The organism is Propionispira arboris, from assembly GCF_900109225.1.
In the GTDB taxonomy this organism is placed as follows: Bacteria; Bacillota; Negativicutes; order Selenomonadales; family Selenomonadaceae; genus Propionispira; species Propionispira arboris.
On sequence record NZ_FNZK01000004.1, the window covers coordinates 114,214 to 140,308 of the forward strand.

Sequence of the window (26,095 nt, forward strand, 5' to 3'; positions counted from 1 at the left end):
CTTGTTATGAAAAATATAAGAATCTAACTTAAGATAGATGTTTTATTTTAAACTATGTTTGATTAGAACACGTAATAGGATCGGAAATAAAATATAGATATAATAAAAAACAGCGTAATATTGTAATATAAAGATAAAAACATATATAAAATTGATTTAATACAAAAAAAATAGACTTATATGGTTATAAATGATCTAAAATGATATAAATATAACATTGAAAGAATCTTCGTAAACGTTATAATAAAGATATAAACAAAAACGATAAAAAACGATAAACAAAGAACATGATTTGTATTATAACTTTTATATAACAGAAAAGAGATGACGCAATGTTAAAAGAAGAACGGCAAGAACTTATATTGGAGAGTTTAAACAAAGCCGATATTATTCGGGTAGCTGATTTAACACGAAAACTGGAAGCGACTGAAATGACAATTCGTAGAGATTTGCAAAGTTTGGAAGAACGAGGTCTGTTGATTCGAATTCATGGGGGAGCTCGCAGTAAGGAAAGTGCGAAATTTGAAGAACTTTCTTTGAATGAAAAAAGAGGTATCAATACAGAAAACAAGATTGAAGTTGCTAAAATTGCGGCAAGCTTGGTGAAAGATCATGATATTATTTACGTCGGACCAGGAACTACAGCTGAATTTTTAGCGGATTACATCAAAGTATCAAATGTCAAAGTAGTCACAAATTGCTTAAGTGTATTTGAACGTTTTCGCGGGGATGATCGTTTTGATCTGATTTTAGTCGGTGGTCGCCTGAGAGCCAAAACAAATACCTTTGTTGGTAGTTTTGCTAACGATATGCTGGCGAAGATACGTGTGAAAATTGCGTTTATTGGGGCCAATGGTGTCGCAGGCAATGATGTTATGACCTCAAATGAAGAGGAAGGCCATTGTCAAAAAATCATCATGAATAATGCCATCGAAAGATATCTTTTATGTGATTCAAGTAAGATTGAAAAAGAAGATTTCTATACGCTATATAATTTAGAAGAAATTACTGCACTCCTTACAGACTCGAAAATTGATCCAGATTTAAAGCTAAAATATTCGAAGTATTGTAAGATCATGAATGCAGTTCAGGAGGAAAACTTATGAAAATATTGATTGGTTCAGATCATGACGGGTATGAATTGAAGGAACATATTAAAGGGTACCTTACAGGTAAAGGGATAGACGTGGTGGATAAAACGACGGATACGGTTGATTTTGTCGATGCAGCGGCGAGAGTTTCGCAGGGTATTCTTGCCAAAGAAGCGGATCGAGGGATTTTAATTGATGCGTATGGAGCTGGTTCCTTTATGGCAGCGAATAAACACAAAGGTATCATTTGTGCCGAAGTATCTGATGAACATTCTGCTTATATGACACGAAGCCATAACAATACTTCAATTATTGCCCTTGGTGCCGGCATTGTTGGTGCACAGCTTGCGGAAGCGATTGTGGATTCTTATATTGAAGCAGAATATGCGGGAGGACGTCATCAGATTCGTGTAGATATGTTGAATGAAATGTTATAAGAAATTAAACTAGGAGGAATTGGTATGAAGATAGCAGTTGCATGTGACCATATTGTTACGGATAGAAAAATACATGTTGTGGATTATTTAAAACAGAAAGGGTATGAGGTGATTGATTGCGGGACCTATGATCATGCCAGAACGCATTATCCTATTTATGGTAAGTTAATGGCGGAAACAGTTGTATCGGGTAAAGCAGATTTAGGAATAGCAATTTGCGGAACTGGCGTTGGGATTACAACATCGGCTGATAAGGTTGTTGGTGCAAGAGCTGCCTTGGTTCGGGACATGACAAGTGCAATTTATGCGAAAAAACATTTAAATGCAAACATTATTGGTTTGGGTGGCAGGATTACCGGAGTGGGACTTATGGAAGAAATTCTGGATGCCTTTATTGAAACGAAATTTGAACCAACCGGAAAAGATAAGAATTTAATTGCAAAAATCGATGTGATTGCTAAACGAAAAGATAGCCAATATTTAAATGAGCATCTATTTGACCCGTTTATTGAAAAGTGGAATCGCGGCGAATATCACGATTGATTTGAGTTTTTTTAATATGGGGGATGAAACGTATGACAAATGAAGAAATGGAAATGACTACAGTAGAAATTGTTGCATATGCAGGAGATGCAAGATCAAAATACATCGGTGCTTTAACCGCTGCGAATAATGCAGATTATGAAAAAGCGGCAGCCATGATTCAAGAGGGTGATGATTTGATCACCGAAGCACATAATACGCAGACTAAATTATTGCAGATGGAAGCTTCCGGAGACTCTGTAAAGATTACTTTTTTGACAGTTCATGCGCAGGATCATCTTATGACGGTTATGCTGCTGCGTGATCTCGTGAAAAACTTTATTCAACTTTATAAAAAAGTAAATAAATAAAAGAAGAAGCAGGAGGGAACTAAATGGAAAAGTTGATTGCCCTGATTGAAACAATGAAACCGTTTTTTGAAGCGGTTTCCAAAAATCCATATTTAAGAGCGATTCGGGATGGTTTTATCAGTTGTATACCAGTTGTTTTATTTTCAAGTTTATTTATCCTGGTTGCCTGTGTACCGGAAATCTTTGGTTTTAAATGGCCTGATAATATCAGTGCTCTGCTTTGGCAGGCTTATGGATATTCAATGGGGATTTTGGCAGTTCTAATGGTTGCTACGATTGGGAAAAGTTTAACGGATAATATCAATAATACGCTGCCGAAACTTCGTCAGATCAATTCAGTATCGGTTATGATTGTGGCGATTATTTGTTTCTTATTATTGAGTGTTGAAAGTGTAAAGGGTGGTTTGTCAACCGAGTTCATGGGTACAAAAGGTTTGCTCTCTGCCTTTGTTGTTGCTTTTATCGTTCCGAATATTTACAAGTTTTTTGTGAAAAGAAATATTACAATCAAAATGCCGGATCAGGTGCCACATAACATTTCACAGACGTTTGCTGATCTTATTCCTTTAGCTGTATCTATTTTAGCGTTTTGGGCATTTAATATATGGTTCAAAGATGCATCCGGGATGGTGTTTAGTGCCTGGATTTTAGAAGTATTTAAACCGCTTTTTACCGCAGCGGATGGTTATACGGGTTTAGCTATTATCTATGGTGCGATGGCAATGTTTTGGTTTGTTGGAATACATGGTCCTTCCATCGTTGAACCAGCTGTAACAGCGATTTATATTGCCAATGTGGAAGCTAATTTACAGCTTTATCAGGCAGGACAACATGCAACCTTTGCTTTAACGCATGGTACTTCCTATTTTGTTGCTACCTTAGGTGGGACTGGTGCAACTTTGATGTTTACCGCAATGTGTGCTTTTATTGCAAAATCAAAGCAGCTGCGCGCTGTTGGGAAAGCGTCGATTGTTCCAGTAACCTTTGCGGTTAATGAACCGATTTTATTTGGGGCACCGATTGTATTAAATCCTGTATTATTTGTACCATTTATTTTGACCCCGATTTTAAACGTATGGTTGTTTAAATTCTTTATTGATAACTTAGGAATGAATGGGTTCTTATATATTCTCCCATGGACTACTCCGGGGACGATCGGTTTGATTTTGGGGACAGGGTTTGCTAAAATGTCATTCCTGCTCGCTCCACTTTTGCTTATTCTTGATGCTATTGTTTATTACCCGTTCTTCAAAGCCTATGATGATGGGCTGGTTGTCAAAGAAGCTGCAAATGGTGGCGAAATCGTTGAAGATGAAATTGTAGCTGCACCAATGACATCATTACAAGAAAACGTTGTGCAGGCATCTCAAGAAAAAGATCTTTCCGTTTTAGTGCTTTGTGCCAGTGGTGCGACGAGCAGCATGCTTGCAAAAGCAATTTCCAAAGGTGCAGCCAAAGAGGGTGTGCATATGGAATCCATTGCGATGGCATATGGCCAGCATAAAGAAAATATCACGGATTTTGATTTGATTATTTTAGCACCACAGATGGCTTCAATGTATGATGAATTGAAACATGATTGTGATGCAAAGCATGTAAAATCAGCTACTACTTCCGGCAAGGAATATGTGAACTTAACAAGAGATCCAGAGGCTGCCTTGAATTTTGTTTTAAGGTTGATTCAAGCCTAGGATATTTTTGGATAAAAGGATGGAATGAATATGGAAGAGAAATTTGCAGAAGATTTTATTTTTGGTGGTGCAACAGCAGCCTTTCAGGTAGAAGGTGCAACTAGCGAAGATGGTAGAGGTCCTTGTTGCTGGGATGAATATTTAAAGCGCCCGGGAAGCAGGTTTAATGGCGATATGGCGAGCGATTTTTATCATAAATATAAAGATGATTTGGAATTGTCACAAAAGTTTGGTATTAATGGGATACGGATATCAATTTCTTGGAGCCGTATTATTCCCCAAGGTAAAGGAGCCGTGAACCAATTAGGCATCAATTTTTATGACAGGCTGATTGACGAATGTATTCAAAACAATGTAGAACCTTTTGTTACTTTACATCATTTTGATACACCATTAGGACTCTTTGAGGATGGGGACTGGCTCAATCGTGAAACAATCGATCATTTTGTGGCTTATGCAAAAGTATGTTTTGAGAATTTTGGTGACCGTGTCGTTAAGTGGGCAACGTTTAATGAACCTTGGTCTATTGCGCAAAATGGTTATATTATTGGGAACTTCCCGCCTAATGTTCAATATGATATACCAAAAGCAGTACAGATTATGCACAATATGATGGTGGCACATGCGAAGGTCGTTGAGCTTTATAAATCAATGAACTTAAAAGGCGAAATTGGTATTGTACATACATTAGAAGGAAAATGCCCGATTAGCGATAAACCAGAAGATAAAAGAGCGGCTTATCTTGACGATATGCTGGCGAACCGTTTTATGCTGGATGCTTGTTTCAAAGGGAAATACGATGCAGAAACGCTTCAAACCGTTGAGGAGATTCTCACAGCGAATGATGGAAGCTTTAAAGTTTTTGATGGCGATATGGAAAGCCTTGCTGCTGCTGCGAAACATATTGATTTTCTCGGTATGAATTATTATTCAAGTCATTTTCTGCAAGCGTATGATGGTGAAAGTAAAATTCATCATAATGGAACCGGTGAAAAAGGAACCAGTATTTTTGCTCTAAAAGGTATTGGAGCCAGGGTCAGTAATTCTGCTGTCGAAACTACGGACTGGGATTGGCCAATTTATCCACAGGGAATGTACGAGATGCTCATGCGTATCAAACGAGATTATCCAAATTATAAAAAAATCTATATTGCAGAAAACGGTATGGGTTATAAAGATGATTTTGAAGATGGAAAAATCGATGATACACCGCGTATTGAATATATCAAAAAACATTTTTCTTATATTCTCAAAGCGATTGCCGACGGCGTAAATGTAAAAGGGTACTATGTATGGTCGCTTATGGATGTATTGTCGTGGTCCAATGGTTATAACAAACGGTACGGATTATTTTATGTTGATTTCAATACGCAGGAACGATATCCAAAAAAAAGTGCGTACTGGTTTAAAAAAGTTGCAGAAACAAAACATTTGGTGAGTGTTGATTCGGTGGAATAGAGGAGTGGCTAGGAATGTTATTATCAAGTAGAGAAATGTTATTAAAAGCACAACGGGATGGATATGCGGTACCAGCCTTTAATATTCATAATATGGAAACGCTGCAAGTTGTAGTAGAGACGGCAGAGTCTATGGGATCACCGGTTATTATTGCCGGTACGCCATCTACGGTTGAAAGTTATGCGGGTCCGGTTTATATAGAAGCGATGGCTCAAGCAGCAGCGGCCAATTGCCATGTTCCAATTGCTATACATATGGATCATTTTGAAGATCCGGATGTTATTAAGAAAAATATTTTAATTGGTTTTAAATCTTGTATGATTGATGCTTCCAAACATGTGTTTAAAGAAAATATTGCTATTGTGAAAGATATTGTGGAGTATGCACATCGTTATGATGCTGTAGTGGAAGCGGAGCTTGGTGTCCTCGGCGGGCAGGAAGATAACCTTAATGTCAGTGAAAAAGATGCAATGTATACGAATCCAGATGATGCGGTTGAGTTTGTTACAGCTACCGGCATCGATTCTTTGGCAGTTGCAATTGGTACAGCACATGGTCTATATAAAGGGGAACCCAAACTGGACTTTGATCGCTTGAAAGAGATTCGGGACATTGTCGATATTCCATTAGTTCTTCATGGAGCTTCTGATGTGCCGGATCATTTGGTACAAAAAGCGATCTCAATGGGGATTTGTAAAGTGAATGTTGCAACCGATCTAAAAATTCCTTTTGCAAATGCGGTTAAAGCATTTTTTGTCGAAAATCCAGATGCAAGTGACCCTCGTAAGTATATGACACCAGGTAAAGTGGCTATGGAAGCTGTAGTGAGACATAAAATTACAGTTTGCGGCAGTGCCAATCGTTACTGATTCTAAAGAAATAGTCAGTTGATTATTTTTAGGAAAATGATTCAAAAAGCGCAGGACTAAAAGGTCTGCGCTTTTTGTTTGAAAAGATCGCAGTGTAAATGGAAAGGGAGCGAATAAAGTTATGATTTTAGCAGTCAATTTAAATGCATCGGTAGATAAAAGATATGAGTTGGACGCAATTCAAACCGGCTGTGTTATGCGGGCGCGTTCTGTAGAAAATACCGCTGGCGGCAAAGGAATTCATGTGGCAAATGTTGCTATGATCTTAGGCGAGGAATGTTTGGTAACGGGTTTTTTAGGTGGGAAAAACGGCGAATTTATTGAAGCTAAATTACAAGAGTGTGGCATAAAACAAGATTTTGTCAAGATTCAAGGGGATACGCGCGAGTGCTTAGCCTTTATTACAGATGATAAAGTACAAACGGAAATATTAGAACCGGGACCGGAAGTCACCTGGAAAGAACAAGAAATCTTTCTAGACCAATATAAAGATTTCTTGGAAGGCGTCGATTTGGTCGTTGCATCCGGTAGCCTGCCTCGCAATACAGTACCTGATTTTTATCGCAAATTAATTGATTTAAGTCATCAAGCGGGCAGACGATTTTTACTGGATGCAAGTGGTAAGTTTTTGCAGGAAGGAATTAAGTCCGTGCCATTTTTTATCAAACCCAATCAAACAGAGGTGGAAGCCTTAACGGGACGGGCAATTAAGACGCCGACGGATGCTGTACGCGAAATCAAGCTGTTTCAAAAGGCTGGTATAACTTTCGTTGTGATTTCCTTTGGCTCGAAGGGCTCTGTAGCAGGTTATGAAAATCAATTTTATCATGTAACGTTTCCTAGTGTTAATGCCGTTAATCCTGTCGGGTCGGGGGATGCTTATGTGGCGGGCGTTGCAGTTGGACTCGCTCGTAATTACGAGATAAAAGAACTTTTAAAATTTGCTTCGGCGTGTGGAACAGCAAATGCGATGGAAAAAGAAAGCGGGTTTGTCAATTTGTCGACCGTAAATACATTGAAACAATTGGTACAGGTGCAGGAACTATCATAACGAAGAATGCATGAAGTTAAAATAATATACAAATTGGTTGACAACGTATTTGTCGTGTGATATGATGTATAAATAAGTTCTGAGTGATGACTAAGCGATCTTTCCTTAAAACTTGTCAGAGTTGCCATTGTTTTAAAGAAAAGTTGTAGAGTATTATTTGGATATAATTGTTAGCTGATCAGAGACTGATAGCAAAAGATATTCAGGAGAATAACTCCAGATGTCTTTTGCATTTTTATTTTATAGGAGGAGGCTTATTATGATGAAAGAAAAAACATATATATGGATTGCATCCATTTTATTTATGCTTAGCTTTTTAGCGGCATATCATTCTGATAATCAAAGAGCCAAATCAGTTCATGCAGAATATCAAAGTACTGATTCGGCGAAGGGTTTATCGGATTCCGGGCTATTATTAGCAAAAAAGTAAAAACGAAATTATTTGTTGTCAAGCAATAAATAAATAAACCAAAAAATTTATGTAATGTATTATAGATCGTATCCCTTTAGTTTAAAAATATGAATGAAGGTGCATCATGGTAGAAGAGATACATTTAATCAGCTAACAAACATGTAGAAGTGACTCGTAAAGAGAGCTTGTACCTTATTACGAAAAACGGCTTATTCAAAAGTTTAAATATAAACGAATGAATAAGCCGTTTTTAGATTCAGTTTTATAATGAAAAAAGAAAGACCATTTGCTTTGTATTATATAATGAAGGAAACTGTTTGTTTTAAATCAAATGACTTGCTTTTAAAACAGCTTTGATGCTGTCAGCACTGGCATGAAGATTTTTTAGCTCTTTATCACTTAAGTGGATGGCGAGACGTTTCTGCACACCATTTTCCGTAATGAGGCTCGGCAGACTGAGTGCAACATCGGTTAAGCCATATTCACCCTGCAGCGGTGTAGAGACAGGCGTTATACAGTGTTCATTAAATAGGACAGCTTTGGCAAGTCGACAGGCTCCCATGGCAATGCCAGTATTGGTCCAGCCTTTCGACATCAGCACATCATAGGCTGTCTGGACAACGTCGGCAGCAAGCTTATCTTTATCAAGCGGTTTTTTTGTTTCGAAATAAGAATCTAGCTGATCAACGGGAATGCCGCCAATATTAACCATGCTCCAGGCAGGAAAAGCAGAATTACCATGTTCGCCCAGCATGTAACCTTGGACATCTTTTGCATCTACATTATAATGATCGGCAAGGATTCGTTTGAAACGAAGTGTTTCAAGTGTTGTGCCGGTACCAAATAGTTTGCCCGCAGGATAATCGAATTTCGTTGCGGCCAGATAAGTGGTCACATCAAGTGGGTTTGTTATCATGATGAAGATGGCATCTCTTGTATAACGAGTGACTTCTGCCATGATGTCGCCAATCACTTTAACGTTGCGTTCAGCTAAGATTAATCGGTCCAGTTTTTCACCGGGAATGATGCTTGGTCCGCCAGAACAGATGATGATGCTGGCATCTTTGCATTCTTCGAAACCACCGGAATAGACTTTAATGCCGGGAAGATATGTACAGGGCGTGGAATGGCTGGCATCTAATGCTTCGCCATGGGCTTTTTTTTCGTCCGTATCGATACAGACGATTTCTGGTGCTAATTGACACGCAATGGCACGAGCGAGTACGGCTGAACCAACGTGGCCTAAGCCGATGATGGCTATTTTATTTTTTTTGATCATACGAAAACCTCCTAAAATTAAAAGCCAGAATAACGTAATCGTCATCCTGGCTCAGCAAGAACGGAAAATCTTTACCTATGAAAGATTCCTGACTTGAAATTTAGTTTACAGCATTACAAAAATAATGTCAATGAAAGTGCAATGGAAAGCAAAGCTGTATATATTTTTCTTTCATTTATAATAAAAAATGAGACCCAATGATCTCATTGTGAAGACAAAATAAATATAAACTTAAAACATTTTTTTAAATAAAGGTGCAAGAACTTTAAGAGACTGGTCGAATGATGTGATTTCGGTGTTGCTCAATAGATTGATTCTTTTTTCAAACAGCATTTTTGTTACAGAATCTTGTACACTTAAAAGTTTTATGCCTTTTTCGGTCAATGTAACATTTGTACAGCGGCGGTCTCGTGCGTCCGTATGGCGTTCAACATAGCCATTCTTTGACAGCTTATCGATAATAGGGGTCATCTGTTGTTTGGAAATAGCTAATTGTTCACTTAGGGTTGTAATCGTAAGTGTTCCATGATCCGATAAAGATACTAATGTCATAAAGTGATTTGCGGGAACAGGAAATGTCATTTGATGGAAAAAATTTTTATGGAAGGTGAATAGAAAATCAATAAACTCATCAGAAAGCTGTTTACGGTTTACTACGGGTTTCATAAAAACATAACGACTCCTTTCTAATAAAATAATCGACTTTAAAAATATAGTTGGATAAACAATAAAAAATCGAAAAATGAATAAAAAACAATTGTTTTAAAAAGAAAAAAATAGTGGATTTGAACGGCGGGATACCTTGACTTTTATATGAATATACTATACTATAATATTCATCAATAGTAAACATTTATTTACTATCTGTAAGTGTGTACTATGTATATATCTATTAATTTAAAAATTAAAATTTGCGTTCAGTCACATTCACAGGGAATGTGATTATTGTGGGTTTTAATAGGGGAGGTAAGAACTATTTTGTTTTCAGTGAAAAGCATGAAGACGTACTGCTTAGCTTTATTAGCTGTACTCGCAATGTTAGTTGTTTCAGGCTGCGGAGCAGCAAATACTGCAAAAACGGGTGGAGCAACACCAGTTAAAGCAATGAAAGCTATTCAGAAAGATACACCGCTTAGCTATGAATATGCCGGGCAGGTAAAAGGCAAAAATGAAGTAAAAGTTCAACCGAAAGTTTCTGGTACGATTGTCGAAAAATATGTTTCAGGTGGTCAATATGTACATGCGGGACAGCCTTTGTACAAAATTGATTCACGTCAGTATGAAAGTGCCTTGCTTTCAGCACAGGCCACTCTGGCACAATCGGAAGCAACTTTAAATAACTCGCAGATTGATTTAAAGCGATATCAAGAGTTGCTTGCTTCCGATTCGATTGATGAACAGACTGCCACGACACAAGCATCAACAGTTCGTCAAAATACAGCGGCAGCTGATGCAAATCGTGCACTTGTACAAAAAGCACAGGAAAATCTCGATGATACACTTGTAGTTGCGCCAATGGATGGGCGGCTTGATGTTAATGATGTGGCAATTGGTACCTATGCATCAGCTGGTTCAACAACGCTGGTTACCGTGGGGTCGATAAATCCTGTATATGTACAGTTTAGTATTAGTGAAAATGAGTACTTGAAGTTCATGCAGAATAATACGAATAATGCTGTAAGTGGTGGTCCGGGAGCCAGTGTAACGATTACGTTAAGTAATGGTACAAATTATCCTGTTCCAGGTAAAATTGAACAATTGGATCGTTCTTTATCGACTAATACAGGCGCATTAACTGTGAAAGCAGCTTTTGATAATCCTGATAACATTTTATTACCGGGCATGTTTGCTCGTGTGAAGGTTAGCGGTGAAGTAGTGCCAAATGCAATTCTCGTTCCCCAGCGTGCAGTTCAGCAATTACTGGATAAATCTTTTGTCACGGTCGTTGGTGCGGATAATAAATCTGAATCACGTGCTGTAACACTTGGTGAAAAAGTTGGTGGTTTTTGGATTATTAAAGATGGCTTGACAGCAGATGATACCGTTGTCGTTGAAGGTTTGACAAAACTTCAGGCCGGTATGGATCTGGATGTGACAATGGTAACTCCGGAAGAGTTGAATTTGTCCATGAATTCCTAGGAGGTGCTATATTTTGTCAAGATTTTTTATTGAACGACCGATTTTTGCGATTGTTCTTGCAATTATGATCGTTATTATCGGGACGATTTCTGGTGTGAGTCTGCCAATTGCGCAGTATCCTCAGATATCACCACCGACAATTAGTGTTTCTACAACTTATACTGGTGCAAATGCCAGCGTTGTGAATCAGACTGTTGCTCAGGTTATTGAACAGCAGGTTAATGGTACCGATGGTATGGATTATATGAGTTCCAATACTGATGATACCGGTAGATATAGTTTAAGTGTTGTATTTAAATTAGGTACAGATGGCGACATGGATTCTGTAAAGGTACAGAATAATGTTGCTATAGCGAATGCAAGTTTACCATCAGATGTTCAGACTGTTGGTGTCACAACGAAAAAAGCCTCGGCTGATATGGCTTTGATGGTATCGTTATATTCACCAAATAGTACGTATAACAGTGTCTTTATGAAAAATTATGCAGATATTTATTTGATTGATAAAATCAAACGTGTAAAAGGTGTCGGTGATGTTAATATTTTCGGCTCGGATTATTCGATGCGCGTTTGGCTCAATCCTGATAAACTTGCTGAACTTGGGCTTACGGTTGCCGATATAACGTCAGCTGTTAAAGAGCAGAATGTGCAAGCCCCGGCTGGTACGATCGGGCAGATGCCTGCACCGAAAAATCAGGAATTTCAATATACAGGTAAAGTTCAGGGCCGTTTAACGACGGTTGAAGACTTTGAAAATGTTATTATTAAAGCGGAATCCAATGGTTCGTTTGTCCGTCTCAAAGATATTGCCCGCGTCGAAACTGGCGGGAAAACGAATAATGTTGTGGCGAAGGCCAACGGACAACCGGCTGTTGCATTTGGTGTACAGCTGACAAATGATGCCAATGCAATGCAAACGGTTAGTGCCGTACAGAAAGTAATTAAAGATGCAGCTGTTGATTTCCCACCGGATCTCGAATATCAGGAAGTCGTTGATAATACCCAGTATATTCGCGAATCCATTAAAGAAGTTCTCACAACATTTGCGGAAGCGATGCTTCTGGTAGTGCTCATTGTATTTTTGTTCTTACAAAGCTGGCGAGCCACGCTCATCCCGATGTTGGCAATCCCGGTATCCTTAATTGGTACGTTTGGTGCATTTGTGGTACTGGGCTTTTCAATTAATACATTGACGCTGTTTGCACTGGTGCTGGCGATTGGTTTAGTTGTCGATGACGCGATTGTGGTTATCGAAAATGTTGAACATCATATGCGTTACAGCGGACTTGATCCAAAAGAGGCAACAAAACGGGCAATGGATGAAGTATCTGGTCCGGTTGTGGCGATTGCGTTCGTACTCGCAGCCGTTTTTGTGCCAGTTGCGTTCCTTGGTGGTATCATGGGGGTACTTTACAAGCAGTTTGCGTTGACAATTGCTATTTCAATGGCCTTATCAGCCTTTGTGGCATTGACACTGACGCCGGCACTTTGTGCCATGCTTTTGAAACCGCATGATCCGAATGCCCATAAAGGGATCTTAGGACGTTTCTTTGATAAATTTAATGATTGGTTCGATCGTACCAATAAAGGCTATGTTGGTGCAGTAACTGCTTTGATTGGTAAAGCAAAATATTGTGCTATTTTATTGCTGATTATTGTGGGTCTTACAGCCTTTCTTTATAAAGTGTTGCCTTCGACTTTTGTGCCGGATGAAGATCAGGGATTTTTCCTGACGTCAGTATCAATGCCAGAAGGAACATCTTTAAATCGCACACAGGATGTAATGGATCATCTGGCGGATGATATAAAGAAAAATCCTGGGGTTAAAAATGTAATGGCTATTACAGGTTATGACATTTTATCCAGTGCAGCAAAATCTAATGGAGGGGTTATGTTTATTGGGCTTGAACCTTGGAGCCAGCGAACTTCTGCTGAAACACAAATCAATGCACAAGTAGGCCGTGTTTTTGGACAGGGCGCCATGGGATATCCCCAAGCATCCGTTGTTGCCTTCAATATGCCATCGCTTCCGGGGCTTGGCATGGTCGGTGGTTTTACGATGCAGCTACAGGATATGTCGGGACATACCGATGAAGAACTAAATACGATTACGCAGAATCTTGTCAAAGCGGCAAATCAACGGCCTGAAGTAAAGGGCGTGTATTCTACGTATAAAATTAATTCACCAGGGTATGAATTTGACATTGACCGTGAAAAGGTTAAAAACCTTGGAGTAGATATTTCTGATGTGTTTACTGCTCTGCAGGTTAATTTTGGGGGAACACAAGTCAATGATTTCAACCAGTTTGGTCGTACCTATAAAGTCGTGCTTCAGGCTGATACAAAGTATCGTAATGAAGCAGATACGGCGAAATTCATTTTTGTTAAGAGCTCATCAGGAACCATGGTTCCACTTGATACACTTTTGAAACCAAAACTTGAAACGGCACCATCGATTATTTCTCGTTTTAATGCTGCCCGCAGTATTACAATTCAGGGGAATGTTGGTGATGGTTATAGTTCTGGACAGGCTATTACAGTAATGGAAGAAATCGCCAAACAACAACTTCCAACTGGCTTTAATATTGAATGGTCAGGCCAAAGTCGTGAAGAAAAAAATTCGAGTGATGCAACGATGCAGGTATTAGCACTTGCTTTGATTTTCGTATTCTTATGTCTGGCAGCACTTTACGAAAGCTGGAGTGTGCCATACGCTGTATTACTCACAGTACCGACCGGTGTTTTTGGAGCATTACTGTCTGAATATGTTATGAATCTGCAAAATAGTGTGTACATGCAAATCGGTGTCATTATGATTATCGGGTTGGCGGCGAAAAATGCAATTTTGATTGTTGAATTTGCTAAAGTTAGAGTGGATAAAGGAATGGAACCGGTTAAAGCAGCAATTGAAGCTGCCGGACTTCGTCTTCGTCCGATTATCATGACATCGCTTGCGTTCATCATCGGTTGTTTACCACTTGCTATTGCAACAGGTGCTGGTGCTGGTGCACGTAATTCAATGGGGGTTGCAGTTGTTGGTGGTATGGTTTTTGCCACAGCATTTGGTGTATTCCTCATTCCGGTTCTTTTTGTTGTAGTTGAAAAAATTACAGAAAAAATTTCACCGACCAAGAAAAAAGAAAAGGCATCGCCAACAGAATATATGTAAGGCTGATGTGTTTATGAGGGGCTGCCGAAAGGCAGTCCCTTTTTTATAAAATTGATAAAAAATGCAGCTTCAAGCCCTTTTCAAAGATTGACAATGTATTATATAATAGTAAAGATAAAGCCAATCATTTGGTTCATGGTACAGGTAATATGGTATTAAAAAATAAGATCTTTACGAAGAGGAGTGTTTATTAATGAAAAAATACAATCAAGTATGGATTCGCCAGATGCTTTTTGTTTGTTGTGCGGTGCTTGTGGGGACGCTTAGTTTTCCATCCCTGACGCATGCGGCGGATACATATAAGTATACGAGTGAAAAATATGGCTATACAATTGAATGTCCACAAAAACCGGTAGGGGTTATTCCTCTTAGTGCAGTCTCTTCCGAAGAAAATGGAGATGTTCTTATTTTCGATAATGATGGCTATAATATAAAAAAAGCCTGGATTATTTCAGTTGATGCATTTAAAGATGCAGATGTGCCGGATTTAGATAAAATTTCTGATGCAGACAGAGATCTTTTATTTAAAAAATTATTAAGTAGTGGTTATGAATATGCAAAACTTGTTCCAATTGATGGGAAAAATGCTTTGTATACAGCTACTGCGGGAACGGATAAACAAATAAAAACATATATTCGTGGTACCAATAATCGTTATGCGGCAGTTTTAGTTGAACATCCTGATCTGACAAAAAAATCAATTGATGCCTATCAAAAAGGCCTTATCTCATTCCGTGAAGTTGCAAACGGGACTAAATGATAAAGAACAAATTCAAATAATAAAAAAGACAGTCATTTTATATGATTGTCTTTTTTTATGCATAAAAATCATAGAAACTTCTTGCTACTCGTATCTTCTGGAATTATAATAGATAGGTAAATGAAAAAATTCACGCAATTCAGATGTTTTTTTGTTTAGCATAGTTTCAGAATACAAAATGAAGTTTGTGGGGGATAAGGCATGAAGTCAATTAAAACGCAGATGGTAGTTATTTTGAATTGTATCAGTATTATTTCAATCTTATTGGTGGGAAGTTTTGCTAGCTATGATCTATTTAGCGAAAATGAACAGCAGATTGCACAATATCGGGCCAATTTGCAGGATAGTGTAGATCATGAAATGCGTACCCAGGTCGAGATGGCTGTGAGTTTTATAAACAAAACTTATAAAGAGCAGCAAGCGGGAAGTTTGACACCAGACCAAGCTAAACTTTTAGCGGCAGATTATGTGCGTGATTTACGGTTTGGTGATGGTAATTATTTTTATATTGATACGGAACAGGGTGTCAATGTTGTTTTGATGGGCCGGGACGCAGAAGGTAAATCGAGAATTGATGCGAAAGATCCAAATGGAAAACTTTACATAAAAGAAATTATTGCAAATGGACAAAAAGAAGGCGGCGGTTATACCGATTTATTATTTGCTAAACCAGGGGATACAAATCCACTGCCTAAAAGAAATTATTCATTAGCCTTTAAGCCTTATGGCTGGGTTGTTGGAACAGGAACCTGGATTGATTACATTGATACCAAGGTTGCTGAACAGCAGAAAATTGCCGATGGGAATTTACATGCAAGCTTATTGCGGATGCTTTTGTGTATGCTTCTTATACAAATTGTACTTATGTTTGTCGCTACATATATCGGAAAACGTTTTGCAGCACCAATCATAGATACTACTGAACAGCTAAATCGTTTTGCTCAGGGGGACTTTTCACATAATGGACACATGGCATTGAATGATCGGACGGATGAGCTGGGACAGATGTCTCAAGCACTAGGTATTGTTCATAAAAATATGAATGAACTCATTAAAAAGATTGCCGGCTCTGTTGATTATGTGGCATCATCTTCGGAAGAACTTACAGCCCATGCCGATCAATCCGCTCAAGTGAGTGGTCAGACTGCCACATCGATGATTCATGTTGCGGAAGCGAGCAGTAAGCAAGTTGACCTCGTCAAAAGTGCAGCTGAACACGTTGAAACGATGTCGATCAGTATGGAAGAGATTTCAATGCATGTCGTTGAATCAGGAGAACAAATTGAGTCAGCTACGGGGGCAGCTCAAGGCGGTAGTGATGCTGTAGAACGTGCAATAGCGCAGATGGCATTGATTGAAAGCACGGTGAATAATTCAGCCGTAGTTGTATCGAAACTGGGTGCACAATCGAAAGAAATCGGTACGATTGTTGATACGATTGCTGGTATTGCCGGACAGACGAACTTATTGGCGCTCAATGCAGCGATTGAAGCAGCGCGTGCTGGTGAACAGGGGCGCGGCTTTGCGGTTGTTGCAGAAGAGGTGCGGAAACTTGCTGAACAATCGAGTGAGTCAGCTAAACAGATTGCGGAACTTATCGGACCAATCCAGATTGATACAGCCCATGCGGTTGCAACAATGGAAGAAGGTACCAAGCAAGTACGGATTGGTACCGAAGTTGTAACGAATGCTGGGGATTCATTTAAGCAAATTGCAGTATTAGTGGAAGGTATTTCCAATAAATCGAATCAAATGGCTGAAGTCATTACAACGATGGCTTTAGGGACAAATGATATTGTTATGGCTGTACAAGAAATTGATACTATGAGTAAAAATGTTGCAGCAGAAGCACAAACGGTTTCTGCTTCGACCCAAGAACAGACGGCATCTATGCATGAAATTGCCGATGCGAGCCAGGCTTTAGCTCAAATGGCACAGGATTTGCAAGAAGCAATCGTCAAGTTTAAAGTGTAATATTTTTAATTTTCCTGTCACGGACTGAACTGTGGCAGGAAAATTTTTTGTGAAAAATACTTTATGATGCGAAGAGATATTGATTTTTTAGCAAAATAGATGTATCATAATGTATAGATTAGCACTCACAGAGAACGAGTGCTAACAAAAATTATTGAAATGGTAAAGGAGTTTGAAATTATGGCTAAAGAAATGCATGAGTTTCAGGCAGAAACAAAACAATTATTGGATCTGATGGTTCATTCTATTTATACGAATCGCGAAATTTTTTTACGGGAATTAATATCCAATGCATCGGATGCAATCGATAAAGCTCATTTCGAATCATTAACGAATCGTGAGTTATTAGAAGGTAATGATACATTTGAAATTTATCTCGTACCGGATGAAGCTTCCCATACACTGACAATTTCTGATAATGGTATTGGGATGACGTATGATGAAGTCGTAGATAATATTGGTACGATTGCAAAATCCGGTACGAAAGCCTTTATGGAAAAAATGAAAGAAGCCAAAGAAGCTGGCGGCGATGTTTCGGATAAGGAAATGATCGGTCAGTTTGGTGTTGGGTTCTATTCTGCCTTTATGATTGCCGAAAAAGTCACGATTGTTACCCGTAAAGCTGGTCAGGCAACTGCTGTGAAATGGGAATCAAATGGCGATGGCACATATAGTATTGAAGAGTGTGAGAAAGAAGCACGCGGAACCAGCATTACATTGACATTACTGCCAGAATTTTATGGCGAAAAAGCCGAAGAGAATTTTACGGATACATATAAAATAGAAACTTTAATTAAAAAGTATTCCGATTATGTTCGGTATCCAATTAAAATGAATTTTGTCATTGAAGAAACACCAAAAGATGAAGAAGGAAAACCAATTGAAGGGGCTGAAAAAACAAAACGCGATGAAATGCGTACGCTCAATTCGATGCAGCCACTTTGGACTCGCAATAAAAACGACATTAAACCAGAAGAATATAATGATTTCTTTAAAGAGTTATTCCATGAATGGGAAGCTCCGATGGATGTCCTGCATACAAAAGCGGAAGGTACAGTAGAATATACCTCTTTGCTATTTATCCCTGCTCATGCACCATTTAACCTGTATCACAATGATTATGAACCAGGCGTGCAGTTATATTCCCGCCATGTATTCATTATGGATAAATGTAAAGATCTTTTACCGGACTATTTACGTTTTGTCAAAGGGCTGGTTGATTCACCAGATTTTTCACTTAACATTTCTCGTGAACTTTTACAGCAGAGTCGTGAGCTTAAATTAATCGGTAAAAATCTCGAAAAAAATATCTTAAAAACATTAGAAAGAACGCTTAAAAATGATCGTCCTAAATATGAAAAATTCTGGGAAGAATACGGCAAATCACTGAAAATTGGTATTTATAACAGTATGTATTCTGGTAATGATACTGTTACTAAATTGAAAGATTTATTGCTTTTTGTATCTTCAAAAGAAGCTTCTACCGTAAGTTCTTTAAAAGAATATGTAGAACGTATGCCAGAAAGCCAAAAGAAAATTTATTATGCAACAGGTAAAGATCGTGAAACAATTGAACATTTACCACAGATGGAACTTTTACGCGAAAAAGGCATTGAAGTATTATTTTTACTTGATCCTGTGGATGAATTTGCGATTGAAACGATTCGTGAGTACGACGGCAAACAATTCCATTCGATTAGTCGTGGTGATCTTGAACTTGATGATGTAGAATCACAGGAAGTTAAAAAAGAAACAGAAGATATCAGCAAGAAAAATGAAGATTTAATTAAAGACATCAAAGAAGCTTTAACGAATAAAGTATCTGATGTTAAAGTCAGCAACCGCCTTAAATCGAGTGCTGTTTGTCTGGTCGCAGATGAACAGGGACCAAGTATTGCGATGGAACAAGCTTTTGCGGATGCTAAAAATCCAATGTTTAAAGCAAAACGTATTCTGGAAATCAATCCACATCATGATCTTTTTAGTCGTTTGCAGACTATCCATGGCACCGATAAAGAATCTGTTGAATTCAAAGACTATTGTGATCTCCTTTATACACAAGCTCTTTTGATTGAAGGTATTTTACCAGAAGATCCAATTGGCTTTGCGAATAAAATTGCTAAATTAATGGCAAAATAAAATTTAAAAATTTTTGTATTTCAAATAGAATTCAAAGACGTATAAGGCATAATAGGTCTTGTAGGTTAACTCATATTTTTTCACACACCCCAAGTTTCTTATTAAAAAAAGCAGGACATCCACAGTCCTGCTTTTTTTGTGCGCTGTTATAGGCTGGCTCTGTAGATTTTACAGTTATGCCAATCTGTGCCAGCGGCTTTTTTTATAATGCTACATTTGCCGGAATTATTGTGCAAGTTTTTGCTGTTTACACAAAATATTTAGAACATTACAATAAGAATTAGGAAAAGATATACAGGGGAGACGATAAAAATGAATCTAAAAGATTTAAAAATCAAACTATTTGCGGATGGTGCGAATCTACAAGATATGATTAGTGTTTATAAAGAAGGTACAGCCGATGGGTTTACAACAAATCCATCCTTGATGAAACAAGCAGGCGTGAAAGATTATAAATTATTTGCCAAAGAAGTTTTGGCGGTTATTGCTGATGCTCCAGTATCCTTTGAAGTATTTTCAGATGATTTTTCAATGATGGAAAAAGAAGCAACAATTTTAGCGAATCTTGCTAGAAATGTTTATGTGAAGATTCCTATCACAAATACGAAAGGGGAATCTTCGATACCGCTTATTAAGAAATTGTCCATGCAAGGTTATCATTTAAACGTTACAGCAATTTTTACGCTTGATCAGGTACAATCTGTAGTCGATGCTTTAAACCCAAAAGCGGCAAGTATTGTTTCGGTATTTGCTGGACGTATTGCGGATACTGGAGTTGATACTAGAACACTCATGAAACAGGCAGTGGAAATCTGTCACGGTAAATCTAATGTAGAGCTGCTGTGGGCAAGCTGCCGTGAATTTTATAATATTATTGAGGCCGAAGAAGTAGGTTGTGACATTATCACTGTTCAAAATTCTATTTTAGCTAAAAGTCAGAATTATGGTAAAGATTTAAAAGAGTATTCACTGGAAACGGTACAATCGTTTTATAAAGACGCTTCTGGGTTAGGGTTTTCAATCGTATAGAAATTTGTTCAAGGCAGGTGCTTAAGATGATACAGAAGCTATTTACAGATCAAACTGTTGCAGTGGATATAGAGGTAAAAAGCTGGGAAGAGGCAGTACGGTATGGCGGGGCAATGTTGGTGGATGCGGGCAATACGGATAAAAATTATATAGATGCTATGGTGCAAAACATACAGAAAATGGGACAATATATAGTGATAGCTCCTGGATTGGCTATGCCGCATGCACGCCCCGAATATGGGGTTAAGAAAATAGGTATGTCATTGGTTCGCCTTAAAAATCCTGTTCCATTTGGCAACGAAGAATATGATCCAGTTGACATCTTGATTTTTATTTGTGCGATTGATCAAACGACCCATATTACAGCTTTAGCTGAATTAATGATACTGATAGAAGATGAGCCATTTCTGGCAGCGGTGCGAAATGGTATGACGAAGAATGAAATTATTTCATATATTCAAAATAAAGATTTTACAGTGAAGGATGATTAAAATGAAGATATTAACGGTCTGCGGTAATGGGATTGGCAGTAGTTTAATGCTGGCAATGAAAATCGAAGAAATCTGCAAAGAGGAGGGAATTCAAGCGGATGTTGAATCCATCGATTTTAATTCAGCACAAGGGAAAGATGTTGATTTAATTGTGACTGTCAAAGAACTGGCAGAACAATTTGAGCATAAAGATGTAGCGGTTGTAAGGAGTTATATAAATAAGAAGAAAATAAAGGAAGACATATTGGAAATTATCAGGGCAAAAGCCAACCAGTAATAACGAGATGGAGGTAATATACATGATTGAAATTCTTGAGTTTTTGCGAGATGTACTTCAACAGCCAGCATTATTAATAGGGATGGTATCCTTTGTAGGACTGGTCGCACTGGGAAAACCGTTCTATAAAATCATGACAGGTACATTAAAGCCAATCCTGGGTTATTTAATGCTAGGGGCTGGTGCTGGTTTTATCGTAACAAATTTAGATCCGTTGGGAAAAATGATTGAAAAAGGTTTCCATATTACGGGTGTTGTGCCAAACAATGAAGCCATTGTATCCGTTGCACAAAAAATTTTGGGCGTGGAAACAATGTCGATTTTAGTTGTAGGACTTATTGTTAATTTGTTGATTGCACGGTTCACGAAATATAAATACGTATTTTTAACAGGGCATCATAGTTTTTTTATGGCATGTTTATTATCCGCAGTTCTTGGCACTTCAGGAATGAAAGGGCTTGAACTTATTTTGTGTGGTGGTTTTATTTTAGGCGCATGGAGTTCGATTTCTCCGGCAATTGGACAAAAATACACCAATAAAGTTACAGATGGTGATGGCATTGCTTTAGGCCATTTTGGAAGTTTAGCCTATTATATCTCAGCTTGGGTAGGCTCAAAAGTAGGCAAACCTGAAGAAAGCACCGAGAAAATAAAGATCCCGGAAAAATGGGGATTCTTACGAGATACTACGGTTTCTACAGCTATCACGATGATGTTCTTTTATCTGATAGCCGCTATTGCTGCAGGTCCGACATATGTAGCAACTTTGTCGGAAGGAATGTCACCTATTTTATTTGCGGTGATGTCAGGGTTTAAATTTGCAGTTGGTGTTACAATAGTATATTCAGGAGTTCGGATGATTTTAGGCGATTTGATTCCTGCATTTCAGGGTATTGCAACAAAAGTTATTCCAGATGCTGTTCCGGCAGTTGACTGTGCGGTATTTTTCACCTATGCTCCGACAGCTGTTGTTATTGGGTTTGTTGTTTCCTTTATTGGTGGTGTGATCGGAATGATTATTCTGGGGATTCTCGGTGGCGTTTTGATTATTCCGGGACTTGTACCACATTTCTTCTGCGGCGCCACAGCAGGCATATTCGGAAATGCAACGGGTGGTCGTAAGGGGGCTGTTTGTGGGGCTTTTGTCAATGGACTGTTGATTACATTTGCACCGGCTCTTTTACTTCCAGTACTTGGTTCATTAGGTTTTCAAAATACAACATTTGGCGATTTTGATTTTGGGGTTTTAGGTATTACCTTGGGGTTAATATCGAGTGCCACAGGGCAAATGGGAATATTTGCTGTCATAGCTATCCTTTTCGTGGTGCTTTTGGTGCCAAACTTTATTCCGAGTAAAAATAAAGTAATTAATAATCCAAACGAAGAGTAATACACGTAACTTCTTAGCTGTGTATAAGAGACATCTTTATTTTATTGCGTGATCGATACAATAAAATAGAGATGTTTTCTTATCTGTAATTTAGATTACGTGTACGATAAAATAAGGGCAGGTGATTTTATGTTGAATAATCGGTGCTCACATATTTTGCATCGGATTTTATATAGCCAGATGCCAATAAAAATTGAAAGTCTTGCCCAAGATCTGAGTGTCAGTGAACGAACTGTCCGATATGATTTGGATCATATCGATGAATATTTAATTGACGAAGGTTTTAATAGGCTGCTCAGAAAACCGAATGAAGGAATTTCTTTGCTGCTGGCAAATGTTAAGCGACAGGAACTTTTGTGCTGCATACATAATTCAGATACGTATGAATATGTATTATCCCAAAATGAACGTATCATTTATATATTATATGATTTGTTAGAACGAGATATTTATACAACGGTACAACAATTGGCTGATAAAATGTTGGTCAGTAAAACAACGATTCAAAATGACATTAAGGAAATCAAAGTACGCTTGGGGTTAAATCGTGACATGATTGAAACATCCAAAGGAAAAGGTATTAAATTTGTTGGCGATGAAGTAAAACTCCGTAAAATGGCATCGAAATTGCTATTTGATCATTTTGACACATTAAATTTATTCAATGTTAATTTTATCAGCTTATTCAATGATGTTAATATTGGTATTATTCAAGATGCTGTTAAGGAAGCTGAAAAACAGTTAAAAAATACTTTTTCAGATTATGCATTTAATAATCTTGTAATCCATTTAGCAATTGCAGTTAAACGAATAGAAATGGATAAAGATATACGGATGGATGCTGCTGAGTTTCGTCAGTTGACGAAAACGGCAGAATTTGCTGTTGCAGCTGGCATAGCCCGTAAACTGGAAGATCGTTTTCACATTATAATACCAGATAATGAGATTGGCTATATTGCTATTCATTTATTGGGAAGCAATTTTTCTTTAGCAGATGACAGCAGTCATACTCCGAATGAAAATGATATTTATATACAAATGCTGGTATCGACCTTAATTGAGAAAATGTCTACAACATATGGAGTTGATTTCACGCTGGATGAACAACTGTATGAAAATTTATTACAGCATATGCGCTCGGCCATATATCGGTTTAAACATAAAATCAATATTAATAATCCATTGCTGGCAGAGATACAGGAACAATATGTAGATATATTTAATTGTGTAAGACACGTCTCAGCTTTTTTAGAAAAAGACTTACAGACAAAAGTTAGTGCAGAAGAATGCGGCTACATAAGTATCCATTTTATGACTTCACGTGAGCGGATGAAAAATAGCCATGAACGTAAAGCACGAGTCTTGATTGTTTGTGCTACCGGGGTTGGCACATCAAAGTTTGTTTTGCTGAAATTACGTTCTATTTTCGATTTTGAGGTTGTAGGTACGGTATCTGTTCATGATGCATATGAATCGATCAAACAAGAAGTGATTGATTTAGTTATAACGACGGTACCGCTTAAACTTGATCATATAAAATGCGTCATAGTTCAGCCTTTTCTCAATGAAAAAAATATCAGTGAATTGAGTGTGTTTTTCTCTCAGTATGCTCGAAACATTGATGTGGCAGAAATTCAGGAAACGGCAGTCGTATCTGTGCAAAGCCTGTTGCAGATTATTGGTAAGAATTGCACGATTAATGCACCAGAAGTATTATGTAATGAACTAAGCAGTCTGCTTCGTAAAAATAAGATTGAGTATCCAGCACTGATGGAGTTGATTTCGGAAGATCGAATCCAACTGCATGGGAATGCTGAGACTTGGCAGGAGGCTGTTCAGGTTGGAGGAAGAATGCTGCAAACGGAAGGGTATGTTACACAACAATATCTTGAAGCTATGGTGGAAAATGTACAAACGATAGGTTCTTATATTGTGCTGTTGCCAGGCATTGCTATGCCGCATGCTAAACCAAGTGATGGTGCTTTAAAAACAGGTTTTAGTATCCTGATCCTTGATCGACCTGTGCAATTTGATATGGTTGAATCCGGTGAGGAGGGCAGGGTGCAAGTTCTGATTACATTGGCAGCAGTGGATTATGTTACGCATACCAGAGCCTTGAAAGAGTTGATTCGGGTTTTGGAACAACGCGATTTTTTGCAGCATATTACGCAAGTTCAAAGCAAAATCGAGGTACTGGAATTATTTAATATACAATAATAATTAGAATATATAGAATAGAACATTATTTATCAGTCTCATGCTGAAAAGCAGCATGAAAAAATATTAAAATTTATGATGCATAGGATTTATAACGCATTGGTGCCATATGGTATATAATAAACTCCCAGTTTGAAAAATTCAAATTGGGAGTTTTGTTGGTTTATAATTAAAACTATTATAAAAAGACGCAAATAGTATATACTATATATAATGCATTAAAGAAACTGCATCTAGCCTATCAGTCTGTCAGGGGTGAGATATAGGTCATCGTTTGCTTCCTCCGTAATATACCCCGGTTCTGACGATTGCCATATAATATTTAATGCGACTTATATATGTTACTATGATAACTAAATAAGGAGCAATTGCATTGTGGTAGTATATATTTAAAAATAGCGGGTGATAATTTTGGAAATTCGGCAGCTTAAAACTTTTATGAGTATCGTAAAACTGGGCAGTTTTTCACAAACGGCACAGCTTTTGGGCTATACGCAGTCAACGGTGACAACACATATTCAATTACTGGAAAAAGAATTTAATACAGTTTTTTTTGAACGCTTTGGGCATCAATTAATGTTAACAACGGATGGGGAACGCCTTTATGAATATGCGGAACAGATCACGAAGTTATCCGAAGCAGCCAAAAATGAATTGGATCATTTTGATATACCAAAAGGGTCCCTAATCCTTGGTATACCGGAATCTGTTTGCATGTACTATTTAACGGATGTTCTTAAAGAATATGTTTCTTTATATCCAGATGTGGAGCTTAAATTACGTTTGGGAATTGGCAGTGATTTTCGGAATTTACTGCGGAAAAATGTGATGGATGTGGCATTTTTTTTAGAAAAAAAAGTCAAAGATCGCGATTTTATCAGTGAGTTTTTATGGGCAGAACCGATTGTTATGGTTGCGGCACCAAACCACCCGTTGACGAAATTGAAAAGAGTTAAGGTCCAGGATTTGACGGGGCAGATTCTTGTTTTTACAGATTCGATTAGTCATTACCAAACGGTCTTGGAGGAATATCTTGAAAAATCTTCTATTACACCAAGGACTATTTTAGAAATAGGACAGATTTATACGATCAAACAATTTGTTAAAAGTCAGCTTGGAATTACAATTTTGCCATTGGCTGCCGTAAAAACGGAAATTGAAGCAGGTGAACTTGTGGCTTTATCGTGGCAGGGAATTGATCTTGATACCAATACCTATATTGTTCATCACAAAGACAAATGGTTGTCACTGCCCATACGAGCATTTATTAAACTTGTGCGTGAACGTTTAGTAGAGTAATGCTCTAAAATAGTCATTTTTATTAAAGAA

22 protein-coding genes are annotated in these 26,095 nt (G+C 37.9%); 20 read left to right on the forward strand and 2 right to left on the reverse strand.

Annotation, left to right across the window (positions count from 1 at the left end):
• Positions 1–332: 332 nt before the first annotated feature.
• The 9 genes from BMY14_RS05370 (at position 333) to BMY14_RS20480 (ending at position 7,920) form a co-directional block, all read left to right on the forward strand.
• A complete protein-coding gene (locus tag BMY14_RS05370; protein WP_091829888.1) occupies positions 333–1,106 on the forward strand; it encodes a DeoR/GlpR family DNA-binding transcription regulator in 774 nt (257 codons plus the stop codon).
• Complete coding sequence (gene lacA / locus BMY14_RS05375; protein WP_091829890.1) at positions 1,103–1,528, forward strand: galactose-6-phosphate isomerase subunit LacA; 426 nt, start codon at positions 1,103–1,105, stop codon at positions 1,526–1,528. Before BMY14_RS05370 ends, lacA begins: the two co-directional genes overlap by 4 nt.
• A gap of 24 nt (positions 1,529–1,552) precedes the next feature.
• On the forward strand, positions 1,553–2,071 hold the full coding sequence (gene lacB / locus BMY14_RS05380; RefSeq protein WP_091829891.1) for a galactose-6-phosphate isomerase subunit LacB: 519 nt from the start codon (positions 1,553–1,555) through the stop codon (positions 2,069–2,071).
• A gap of 32 nt (positions 2,072–2,103) precedes the next feature.
• A complete protein-coding gene (locus BMY14_RS05385) occupies positions 2,104–2,421 on the forward strand; it encodes a PTS lactose/cellobiose transporter subunit IIA (RefSeq protein ID WP_091829893.1) in 318 nt (105 codons plus the stop codon).
• A gap of 23 nt (positions 2,422–2,444) precedes the next feature.
• Positions 2,445–4,112: a PTS transporter subunit EIIC gene (locus tag BMY14_RS05390; RefSeq protein ID WP_091829895.1), complete on the forward strand. Its 1,668-nt coding sequence runs from the start codon at positions 2,445–2,447 to the stop codon at positions 4,110–4,112.
• A 30-nt stretch (positions 4,113–4,142) separates the two neighbouring features.
• Positions 4,143–5,570 (forward strand): 6-phospho-beta-galactosidase, encoded by a 1,428-nt coding sequence (lacG, locus tag BMY14_RS05395; protein ID WP_091829896.1) that lies wholly within the window; start codon positions 4,143–4,145, stop codon positions 5,568–5,570.
• A 14-nt stretch (positions 5,571–5,584) separates the two neighbouring features.
• Entirely contained in the window at positions 5,585–6,439 is an 855-nt protein-coding gene (locus tag BMY14_RS05400) for a tagatose bisphosphate family class II aldolase (RefSeq protein WP_091829898.1), read from the forward strand.
• 121 nt (positions 6,440–6,560) lie between these two features.
• Positions 6,561–7,490 carry a 1-phosphofructokinase family hexose kinase gene (locus BMY14_RS05405; RefSeq protein ID WP_091829900.1) on the forward strand — a complete coding sequence of 310 codons (930 nt, stop codon included), beginning with the start codon at positions 6,561–6,563 and terminating at the stop codon, positions 7,488–7,490.
• Between the two features lie 259 nt (positions 7,491–7,749).
• A complete protein-coding gene (locus BMY14_RS20480; protein ID WP_019552416.1) occupies positions 7,750–7,920 on the forward strand; it encodes a hypothetical protein in 171 nt (56 codons plus the stop codon).
• Positions 7,921–8,224: 304 nt separating this feature from the next.
• Here the strand turns inward: BMY14_RS20480 and BMY14_RS05410 are convergent, their stop codons facing one another.
• Positions 8,225–9,181: an L-lactate dehydrogenase gene (locus BMY14_RS05410; protein WP_019552415.1), complete on the reverse strand. Its 957-nt coding sequence runs from the start codon at positions 9,179–9,181 to the stop codon at positions 8,225–8,227.
• Positions 9,182–9,412: 231 nt separating this feature from the next.
• Positions 9,413–9,847 (reverse strand): MarR family winged helix-turn-helix transcriptional regulator, encoded by a 435-nt coding sequence (locus BMY14_RS05415; protein ID WP_019552414.1) that lies wholly within the window; start codon positions 9,845–9,847, stop codon positions 9,413–9,415.
• Positions 9,848–10,159: 312 nt separating this feature from the next.
• Between BMY14_RS05415 and BMY14_RS05420 the strand changes: the two genes are divergently transcribed.
• The 11 genes from BMY14_RS05420 to BMY14_RS05470 all read left to right on the forward strand — a co-directional run bounded on the left by BMY14_RS05420 (position 10,160) and on the right by BMY14_RS05470 (position 26,065).
• Entirely contained in the window at positions 10,160–11,320 is a 1,161-nt protein-coding gene (locus BMY14_RS05420) for an efflux RND transporter periplasmic adaptor subunit (protein WP_019552413.1), read from the forward strand.
• A gap of 13 nt (positions 11,321–11,333) precedes the next feature.
• The gene (locus BMY14_RS05425; RefSeq protein ID WP_019552412.1) at positions 11,334–14,489 is read left to right on the forward strand and encodes an efflux RND transporter permease subunit; all 3,156 of its coding nucleotides are present in this window, start codon (positions 11,334–11,336) and stop codon (positions 14,487–14,489) included.
• Positions 14,490–14,682: 193 nt separating this feature from the next.
• Positions 14,683–15,249: a hypothetical protein gene (locus BMY14_RS05430; protein WP_245741284.1), complete on the forward strand. Its 567-nt coding sequence runs from the start codon at positions 14,683–14,685 to the stop codon at positions 15,247–15,249.
• A gap of 201 nt (positions 15,250–15,450) precedes the next feature.
• A complete protein-coding gene (locus tag BMY14_RS05435) occupies positions 15,451–17,223 on the forward strand; it encodes a methyl-accepting chemotaxis protein (RefSeq protein ID WP_091829901.1) in 1,773 nt (590 codons plus the stop codon).
• A 180-nt stretch (positions 17,224–17,403) separates the two neighbouring features.
• Entirely contained in the window at positions 17,404–19,362 is a 1,959-nt protein-coding gene (gene htpG, locus BMY14_RS05440) for a molecular chaperone HtpG (protein ID WP_091829903.1), read from the forward strand.
• Positions 19,363–19,674: 312 nt separating this feature from the next.
• Positions 19,675–20,391 carry a transaldolase gene (locus BMY14_RS05445; RefSeq protein WP_091829905.1) on the forward strand — a complete coding sequence of 239 codons (717 nt, stop codon included), beginning with the start codon at positions 19,675–19,677 and terminating at the stop codon, positions 20,389–20,391.
• 26 nt (positions 20,392–20,417) lie between these two features.
• Positions 20,418–20,882: a PTS sugar transporter subunit IIA gene (locus tag BMY14_RS05450; protein WP_019552407.1), complete on the forward strand. Its 465-nt coding sequence runs from the start codon at positions 20,418–20,420 to the stop codon at positions 20,880–20,882.
• 1 nt (position 20,883) lies between these two features.
• Positions 20,884–21,159, forward strand: coding sequence for a PTS sugar transporter subunit IIB (locus tag BMY14_RS05455; RefSeq protein WP_019552406.1), 276 nt, complete (start codon positions 20,884–20,886; stop codon positions 21,157–21,159).
• A gap of 22 nt (positions 21,160–21,181) precedes the next feature.
• Positions 21,182–22,549 carry a PTS ascorbate transporter subunit IIC gene (locus BMY14_RS05460; RefSeq protein WP_019552405.1) on the forward strand — a complete coding sequence of 456 codons (1,368 nt, stop codon included), beginning with the start codon at positions 21,182–21,184 and terminating at the stop codon, positions 22,547–22,549.
• Between the two features lie 129 nt (positions 22,550–22,678).
• Positions 22,679–24,766, forward strand: a complete 2,088-nt coding sequence (locus BMY14_RS05465) for a BglG family transcription antiterminator (protein WP_091829907.1) — start codon at positions 22,679–22,681, stop codon at positions 24,764–24,766.
• Positions 24,767–25,204: 438 nt separating this feature from the next.
• Complete coding sequence (locus tag BMY14_RS05470; RefSeq protein WP_245741285.1) at positions 25,205–26,065, forward strand: LysR family transcriptional regulator; 861 nt, start codon at positions 25,205–25,207, stop codon at positions 26,063–26,065.
• The last annotated feature ends 30 nt before the right edge of the window (positions 26,066–26,095 follow it).

What these genes read in the sequence shown, in the direction of transcription:
- BMY14_RS05370 (WP_091829888.1), top strand. Translation starts at nt 333, where the DNA reads ATGTTAAAAGAAGAACGGCAAGAACTTATATTGGAGAGTTTAAACAAA.
- lacA (WP_091829890.1), top strand. Translation starts at nt 1,103, where the DNA reads ATGAAAATATTGATTGGTTCAGATCATGACGGGTATGAATTGAAGGAA.
- lacB (WP_091829891.1), top strand. Translation starts at nt 1,553, where the DNA reads ATGAAGATAGCAGTTGCATGTGACCATATTGTTACGGATAGAAAAATA.
- BMY14_RS05385 (WP_091829893.1), top strand. Translation starts at nt 2,104, where the DNA reads ATGACAAATGAAGAAATGGAAATGACTACAGTAGAAATTGTTGCATAT.
- BMY14_RS05390 (WP_091829895.1), top strand. Translation starts at nt 2,445, where the DNA reads ATGGAAAAGTTGATTGCCCTGATTGAAACAATGAAACCGTTTTTTGAA.
- lacG (WP_091829896.1), top strand. Translation starts at nt 4,143, where the DNA reads ATGGAAGAGAAATTTGCAGAAGATTTTATTTTTGGTGGTGCAACAGCA.
- BMY14_RS05400 (WP_091829898.1), top strand. Translation starts at nt 5,585, where the DNA reads ATGTTATTATCAAGTAGAGAAATGTTATTAAAAGCACAACGGGATGGA.
- BMY14_RS05405 (WP_091829900.1), top strand. Translation starts at nt 6,561, where the DNA reads ATGATTTTAGCAGTCAATTTAAATGCATCGGTAGATAAAAGATATGAG.
- BMY14_RS20480 (WP_019552416.1), top strand. Translation starts at nt 7,750, where the DNA reads ATGATGAAAGAAAAAACATATATATGGATTGCATCCATTTTATTTATG.
- BMY14_RS05410 (WP_019552415.1), bottom strand. Translation starts at nt 9,181, where the DNA reads ATGATCAAAAAAAATAAAATAGCCATCATCGGCTTAGGCCACGTTGGT.
- BMY14_RS05415 (WP_019552414.1), bottom strand. Translation starts at nt 9,847, where the DNA reads ATGAAACCCGTAGTAAACCGTAAACAGCTTTCTGATGAGTTTATTGAT.
- BMY14_RS05430 (WP_245741284.1), top strand. Translation starts at nt 14,683, where the DNA reads ATGAAAAAATACAATCAAGTATGGATTCGCCAGATGCTTTTTGTTTGT.
- BMY14_RS05435 (WP_091829901.1), top strand. Translation starts at nt 15,451, where the DNA reads ATGAAGTCAATTAAAACGCAGATGGTAGTTATTTTGAATTGTATCAGT.
- htpG (WP_091829903.1), top strand. Translation starts at nt 17,404, where the DNA reads ATGGCTAAAGAAATGCATGAGTTTCAGGCAGAAACAAAACAATTATTG.
- BMY14_RS05445 (WP_091829905.1), top strand. Translation starts at nt 19,675, where the DNA reads ATGAATCTAAAAGATTTAAAAATCAAACTATTTGCGGATGGTGCGAAT.
- BMY14_RS05450 (WP_019552407.1), top strand. Translation starts at nt 20,418, where the DNA reads ATGATACAGAAGCTATTTACAGATCAAACTGTTGCAGTGGATATAGAG.
- BMY14_RS05455 (WP_019552406.1), top strand. Translation starts at nt 20,884, where the DNA reads ATGAAGATATTAACGGTCTGCGGTAATGGGATTGGCAGTAGTTTAATG.
- BMY14_RS05460 (WP_019552405.1), top strand. Translation starts at nt 21,182, where the DNA reads ATGATTGAAATTCTTGAGTTTTTGCGAGATGTACTTCAACAGCCAGCA.
- BMY14_RS05465 (WP_091829907.1), top strand. Translation starts at nt 22,679, where the DNA reads ATGTTGAATAATCGGTGCTCACATATTTTGCATCGGATTTTATATAGC.
- BMY14_RS05470 (WP_245741285.1), top strand. Translation starts at nt 25,205, where the DNA reads ATGAGTATCGTAAAACTGGGCAGTTTTTCACAAACGGCACAGCTTTTG.